This is a genomic window from Vibrio sp. 1F169 (genome assembly GCF_041439605.1).
In the GTDB taxonomy this organism is placed as follows: domain Bacteria; phylum Pseudomonadota; class Gammaproteobacteria; order Enterobacterales; family Vibrionaceae; genus Vibrio; species Vibrio tasmaniensis_A.
Genome location: NZ_JBGOOI010000140.1, coordinates 1 through 3619 on the forward strand (window position 1 = coordinate 1; position 3619 = coordinate 3619).

6 protein-coding genes are annotated in these 3619 nt (G+C 39.3%); 5 read left to right on the forward strand and 1 reads right to left on the reverse strand.

Annotated elements, in window-relative coordinates:
* Nucleotides 1–1042 precede the first annotated feature (1042 nt).
* The 5 genes from ACED53_RS23040 to ACED53_RS23060 all read left to right on the forward strand — a co-directional run bounded on the left by ACED53_RS23040 (nucleotide 1043) and on the right by ACED53_RS23060 (nucleotide 3137).
* Nucleotides 1043–1531 (forward strand): Hsp20 family protein, encoded by a 489-nt coding sequence (locus tag ACED53_RS23040; protein ID WP_017098606.1) that lies wholly within the window; start codon nucleotides 1043–1045, stop codon nucleotides 1529–1531.
* 149 nt (nucleotides 1532–1680) lie between these two features.
* A complete protein-coding gene (locus tag ACED53_RS23045) occupies nucleotides 1681–1923 on the forward strand; it encodes a transposase (protein ID WP_032499864.1) in 243 nt (80 codons plus the stop codon).
* Between the two features lie 399 nt (nucleotides 1924–2322).
* On the forward strand, nucleotides 2323–2481 hold the full coding sequence (locus ACED53_RS23050) for a hypothetical protein (RefSeq protein WP_017098100.1): 159 nt from the start codon (nucleotides 2323–2325) through the stop codon (nucleotides 2479–2481).
* Nucleotides 2481–2819, forward strand: a complete 339-nt coding sequence (locus tag ACED53_RS23055; RefSeq protein WP_017098101.1) for a hypothetical protein — start codon at nucleotides 2481–2483, stop codon at nucleotides 2817–2819. The genes ACED53_RS23050 and ACED53_RS23055 overlap by 1 nt, the downstream gene beginning before the upstream one ends.
* 57 nt (nucleotides 2820–2876) lie before the next feature.
* Entirely contained in the window at nucleotides 2877–3137 is a 261-nt protein-coding gene (locus tag ACED53_RS23060; protein ID WP_017098102.1) for a hypothetical protein, read from the forward strand.
* A gap of 241 nt (nucleotides 3138–3378) precedes the next feature.
* Here the strand turns inward: ACED53_RS23060 and ACED53_RS23065 are convergent, their stop codons facing one another.
* Nucleotides 3379–3555, reverse strand: coding sequence for a hypothetical protein (locus ACED53_RS23065; RefSeq protein ID WP_157936399.1), 177 nt, complete (start codon nucleotides 3553–3555; stop codon nucleotides 3379–3381).
* Nucleotides 3556–3619: the final 64 nt, after the last annotated feature.

Sequence of the window (3619 nt, forward strand, 5' to 3'; positions counted from 1 at the left end):
GGTGGGTGAAACTTACGCGATGATAAAAGCGTTGAACAAGCTTACTGGGTTAGGTGTGCCTGAAACTTGTCGTATTGACTAAGAAATACGCGAAACGGGGTAGCTCTATCTCTAAATTTAATTACGCAACAAAGCCGCAAGGAGGCTACCTAATACTTACAAATGCAGAAAGGCCGCTAAGCGACCTTTCTACGATAATGTTACGGACATTACTCCGTATTATCTGGTGTTCTATAAATCTGCAACCAATGTCGCGCTGCAGTACTTGTTGGAGGCGCTATTTCATGATCACGGATAATACAATACCGACCATATTTTACTACAACCGTATGATTTGTTGTATTAATTTTACACTCTTGAAAAGAGCCCCATCTCGCCCGACTTTATTACCAGGCGCTACATAGATAGCCATACAAAACCTTTAAACTAGTTTAAAAGCAACATTGTTCATATTTGATGTAGTGATGAATCTAAGAAAAACAAGGTTATGCCGTAAAAAGACATACATTTTAAAAAACTCACTAAAAAAAATTATTGGTGTTCATTATTCCTATGTTCAATTGCGTGACCCCGTAACGCAGAACAGCTCCTAATAGGGAGCTGTTCTTGTGTCTAAATTTGGGTTCACACTAAGTACCATTACGTTAAATAAATCATCACATGGCTATTGATTTTTCAAACATAACCCGCACATAAGCATAGAGTCACATTCATAAATCACCTTCCATTTGATTTGATAGTAATCTCTTGTGACTCAACCAACCGATCTCGACCCCATGCCACCCGCGTAATTCATATCGTGGAATATTGCCCATCAGAGAGTAGAGAGACCGTCTAATTATGAACTATTTTTGTCTCGTCATTATAGATAGGATATAACAATTTCATATAAAAAAACTAATTCAATGAGAAATTGCTATATAAAAACTATTGAAATAATTGTTCGTAAACACTATAAAAAACCTTGAAAAGGTTGTCTTATCAAGAGGCCTTTTCATCACTCTTGTTTTTATTTTGTATTGCTTCTTATGGAGGATATATTATGAGCTCAATTGACCTATCTCCACTATACCGTAGTAGTGTTGGGTTTGACCGTCTAGCATCATTAATTGATCATGCCATGACCAGTGAAACTGCTATCAACGGTTACCCACCATATAACATTGAAGTTCTAAAAGAGAATCGCTATGCCATCACCCTGGCCGTAGCCGGATTTACTCAGGAAGAGCTTGATATTCAAGTAGAAAAGAGCGTGCTAAGTGTACGTGGGCAAAAATGTGCTGATAAAGAAAATAAATATCTGTATCAGGGTATCGCCAATCGTACATTCGAACGTAAGTTCAACTTAGCTGATTATGTTGAAGTTACGGATGCAGATCTTTCTAACGGATTGTTAACTATTACTCTGGTGAAAGAGATACCTGAAGCTATGAAGCCTAAGTCCATCACTATCAATAAAAACTGTGATGTATTAGAGCATAAGGCTGAAGAGACAAGCACCAAAGATAATAAAGCTGCTAAAGGAGAATGATAGTGTGAAAGCACATTATCATTTTTGAAAGGGGAACGGCTCCCAATCGGGAGCTGTTCTTGTGTCTAAATCTGGGTTCACAATATCCCTATCTGGCAGGGTAGTTGTCACTGTTAAAATTTAACCAGTTTGGGCGATAAAGAGTAATTGTGTCTCGTATCTCAGTAGAAAGAAAAGAAGCGATATTGAAGAAGCTGCTGCCTCCCTATTCGATGTCAGTTAAAGAAGTGTCCGAAGAGGAAGGAATTAGCACTGCGACCCTGTATTATTGGCGCCCGCAACTCAGAAGTTCAGGAGCCACCGTGCCAAAGAGCAACACTTCATCAGAGCAGTGGTCTGCTCAAACTAAACTCGCCATTGTCGCTGAAACCTATTCAATGACCGAAAATTAACTGCTCAAGTTGGTGGACTTAAAGAGGCTATTAGTTCTTATTTTGAGCCGGAAACACAGAAACAAAGCTCGAGCGAGTATCCTGTCAGGACGATTGCTGTTAGTTCTGAAATTGATAATGATCTAGGTATTAGAGGTAGTTCAGCTAAGGATAATAGTAAGAAAACAGCACTGGATTCGGTGAGTTACTTGTCTAAACGAGTAACAGCGAATTTAACACCATTATTATCTAGTGAAACAATAAATAAGCTACAAGATGCGCTAAGCGAAGGCAATATTTCATTTAAATTTATTCAGAATATCGCCTTGAATAAAGGGGGATCTGAGTCTAGTTCGTGAATTGGCGCTTTCTACTGTCCCTAAACAAGAGAAAAATTATTCAGGGCATCTAGGATTAATTGTGGACTCACTTTCACACAAACGTCCAAATGTAAGCGCCACTATGCAAGGTTTACAAGGTTTTATTGATACATCGGCCTTGCAATGGCATGAAAAAACGGCAAAAAAACTGAAGGCGCGCTTGATGCGAATGCTCATGCTCGTTTTGATGGGGATTTAATGAGTTCAGCTTTGGATCAAATGTCGAAAAGTGACCTGAAAGCGACATTAACGCAATTGGAAGGTGCTTTTGGTCAGCGTTTACGAGGCGTTTTTAGGTTGGTTGCTGAACAAGTTCCGTCGTCATATCTGGCGCAAGGTGACAATGTTTTAATCTCGACTGCCATGCGTTTCAGTGGCCTAGTAGAAGGCTTGATGACGGCATTGAGTGAAAAGTTGGGTGAAGCGACCGACGTTCGGTTCAAGGATTGTGATTTCGTTAGTGAGCTTTCAGAACTAACAGCGATTGAGAAGGCGGCATTAATCAAAGTAGGAATTAAAGAAGAAATGTTGCTCTAATTTTCCCTTCGAGCGGTAACGACTGTTTTTATAATTCACACATAATGGAGGTTTTCTGTGTCAAAATGGCCGATTAGTTTTTTATTTGAGAAGAATCAATCTCGCCTGGAAGTCGCTGTTATTGACTTGGATGTAAAGCAAAGGATAAGTGATTTTTATCAGCTTGCTCAAAAACGATACTTGTTAGAAGAATTTTTATTACTTCTAAATCGTAGTCAATACAATGTTTTTCAAAATGACGTACTCTCTTGCCTTTATCGCTTGGGTATAAAGAGAGTCGATTTAAAAGTGGGCAGTAAAACGTTGAATATTTTATAAAACTCTGACCAGAACGTTATATAAGGGCTTCAAGGAAGGTAATAACCGTAGTCTTTCGGTCTTTTTGTGACGTTGTCACAATGAAAGTTGGGTGAGGCGATCATTCCCCTCACTCAATTAGTACCTGAATATGATAACAATAAGGCCGATGGGTAGTCGTCGCTAAACCAAGACAACAACATATAACGCTCCTAACTGTTCATTAGATGAGTAGTACAAAGGTCTGTGAGATCCGATACAGTTAGGCTTGCGATGGATATTCTTTCTCTACATTACTCTTGTGGCCAATCACCAAATGCACTGTAGGGTTCTGTGGTTTAACTGAAATTGCGATTTTCATGTTCATGTTACGGTTGTTTTGCAAGTAACCGACCGCCGCATTTAGTTCTGGAACATACTGAGCCACACCCACCGACACTCCACCTTCCGTTGTTTGAGTGAAAAATAGGAAGTGTCATATCCGTCCTTTTCTCTTCTAGTAA